Genomic DNA, 2,259 nt, shown 5'->3' with positions numbered 1-2,259 from the left:
GCGATGGGCGCTTTATCAACCAAACGCAATGACGCCCCAACCACAGCTTCACGCGCCTACGATGCTGATCGCGATGGCTTTGTGATAGCCGGCGGCGGTGGCGCACTGGTTATTGAAGAGCTCGAACATGCAAAAGCACGCGGCGCGACCATTTACGCTGAATTGGTTGGCTATGGCGCCACCTCGGATGGCTATGACATGGTTGCCCCCTCAGGTGAAGGCGCAGTTCGCTGCATGCAGCAGGCGCTAGCCATGGCTGACGGCAACGTTGACTACATCAACGCGCACGGCACCTCGACACCTGCAGGCGATATCCCAGAACTGCGCGCCATGAAACAGGCATTCGGTGATAAGCTACCGCACATCAGCTCAACCAAGTCATTGACCGGTCACTCTCTGGGTGCCGCGGGCGTGCAAGAGGCTATTTACAGCTTATTAATGCTGCAAAACGATTTTGTCTGTGCATCAGCCAATATAGAAACGCTGGATGACGAAGCAGAGGGTATGCCTATTGTGCAACAGCGTATCGACAATGCCGGCTTGAATCGCGTGATGTCAAACAGCTTTGGCTTTGGCGGCACCAATGCCTCGTTAATTTTTGAACGCTTTCAAGATTAAGCTTTACACAAGCTAGCGCTAAACTTAACGCAATACCTGCCTAATATCGCTGGCAATAAAGTCAACATAAGTAAATCAATGTATAAAAAAGGTGGCCATAGCCACCTTTTTTATTATCTTGTTTGATTTATTAGCATATCTTGGTTTAGCGCTTGATTGTTCAGCCTTTAAATAACTCCAGCGCTAAACAAGTACTGCAAAGGCCCTGCTTCGGCTAAACCGGACTGGACGTATCGTGGCTTAAGCAAACAGCCAATCCTTCACCCCTGCAATAAAGATAATGATAATTGCCACAGGCGCAATAACCCGCACGCAGACGCGCCAGTAGATGTAGGGCAAACCCCAACCTCCGAGCTCTTTAGTGGTTGAATTCATACCCATCACCCAACCGCTAAAGATCGCTATCAGTAAGCCCGTTAAGGGCAGCAGTACTTTATCCGATAGGTTAGACAAAAAGTCTAAAATCGCCTCGCCGCCAATCGTGGTGTCCGACAGAACATTGTATGAAAGCGCGGAAATCAGACCAAAGCCCCATATCATCAGCGTCACCAACAGCGTCGCCACTTTACGGTTTAGCCCCAATACCGACATCGCCACCTCAACCGGCGGCTCTAACAGCGACAAAGCCGAGGTCCAAGCTGCAAACCATAATAATAAAAAGAACAAAATCGCCAGCCAGTAGCCGCCCGGAATATTCAAAAACGCCTGCGGCACCGTCATAAAGACCAAACCCGGCCCAGCGTTCGCTGCCAAAGCTTGATCAGAAAAAACAATCGCATAAATCGCCACGCCCGCTACAAGCGCAACCAAGGTATCCACTGCACCAATCACAAAGGCGGTATTCGGAATCGATACCGATTTCGGCAGGTGAGCCGCGTAAGTCACCATGACTGCAAAGCCCACCGACAAGGTAAAGAACGAGTGACCCAGCGCCGATAAAGCAACCTGCCCTAAACGACCCCAGCTAAAAGCGCCTGCCTCGTTATACGCCAAACTCTGCAGGTCAAACTTGAACATATAGCTGAGCGCATCGGCAAAGCCAGGCAGTGAAGCGGCATAGGCCAACAACACCAGCAAGATCACAAACATCACTGGCATAATCAGCGAAACGGCGCGCTCTATACCGCGGCGAATGCCCGCTAAGACCACCAGCGCCACCAAGGCTAAAAATATACTGTGATACATTACATTTGCCTGCCAATCTTGACTCAGCAAATGTTCAAAGGTGTTCACCACGGAAGCTTGATCGTTGCCAATGGTTTGAGTAATGGCATTAACCAAGTAATAAATTGACCAGCCACCTACAACTGAATAAAAAGACAGCACAACAAAACAGGCAAACGCGCCAGCAATTCCCACCAGCGACCAGCGCGGACTGGCGTCTTCTTTACGCGCCAAGTCAGCAAACGAGGTATTGGGGCTTTGGCCGCCGCGCCGTCCAATCAACATCTCTGATTTTAAAATGGGAATGCCCACCAAGATAATGCAGGCCAAATAGATAAGCACAAACGCAGCACCGCCGTTTTCACCCACCATATAAGGAAATTTCCAAATATTGCCTAAACCAACGGCAAAACCAGTTGCGGCAAATATAAATGCTAAACGAGATGACCAAAGATCTTGCGATAAATTATATTTGCC

2 protein-coding genes are annotated in these 2,259 nt (G+C 49.7%); one reads left to right on the top strand and one right to left on the bottom strand.

The genetic code is table 11. The annotated features are described in order from the left end of the window. Window positions 1-618, top strand: a 618-nt coding sequence (locus tag HRU21_12930) for a beta-ketoacyl-ACP synthase I (protein NRA43193.1), incomplete at its 5' end; no start/stop codon positions are given. A 240-nt stretch (window positions 619-858) separates the two neighbouring features. On the opposite strand, the gene HRU21_12925 is transcribed toward HRU21_12930, so the two are convergent. Then, a partial coding sequence (locus tag HRU21_12925; protein NRA43192.1) for a sodium-dependent transporter occupies window positions 859-2,259 on the bottom strand: 1,401 nt, incomplete at its 5' end.

Source organism: Pseudomonadales bacterium (assembly GCA_013215025.1).
Classification (GTDB): Bacteria; Pseudomonadota; Gammaproteobacteria; order Pseudomonadales; family DT-91; genus DT-91.
Note: the sequence above shows the minus strand (reverse complement) of the source record. Positions and strands in the feature narration are given on the sequence as shown.